Source organism: Bilifractor sp. LCP19S3_H10 (assembly GCF_052119185.1).
Classification (GTDB): domain Bacteria; phylum Bacillota; class Clostridia; order Lachnospirales; family Lachnospiraceae; genus Bilifractor.
In genome coordinates this window covers 1-548 of record NZ_JBQKFT010000070.1, presented here as the reverse complement: position 1 = coordinate 548, position 548 = coordinate 1, and the positions used below count along the sequence as shown (strand labels likewise).

Annotated in this window: 1 protein-coding gene; it reads right to left on the bottom strand. The window is 46.2% G+C overall.

The window, feature by feature from the left end; genetic code table 11:
- On the bottom strand, nt 1-548 hold a 548-nt coding region (locus ACTQZS_RS15475; protein WP_441476607.1), incomplete at both ends, for an RICIN domain-containing protein.

Genomic DNA, 548 nt, shown 5'->3' with positions numbered 1-548 from the left:
ATAGAGGCCACTCCATTGGCAGTTATCTCATGATCAGTGATCGACGTTCCTTGTTTTACTGATATCCCAAACTTTTCAGGAACCGGTAAATTATTTGCAAGAATCGAAAACGGCTGAAAGGCCCATAACTGAGCCCTTGAACCGTTGTTTGCATATACCTGTATATTGGTCTTTGGTGTTGACTTTCCTCCGGCAGCATCCAGTACAAACCCCTGTGATGTAAGATAATGGAGCCGGTAAGTTGGTACCGTTGCTCCGTTAATGCTCATGGATCCGGAAGGCTCTGCATACCATTTAAACGGATGTCCCTGGTAGCCAACCCACTGCTGCACATTCTGTCCATTTTTTGGAGCATTGGCACCAACACTCATTACTTTGCCACTTCCAACACAGTAAAGGGTCATAAGTCCGCTGCTGTATTCCTGAACACGCCAGATCTGGTTATTTCCGTCGTTCTCTCCATACAGCTGTATATTTGCTCCATTGGCACTGGATGCACCGCATACATCAAGCACTGCATTTGTGTCTAATGCCGACCGGATAAGGTA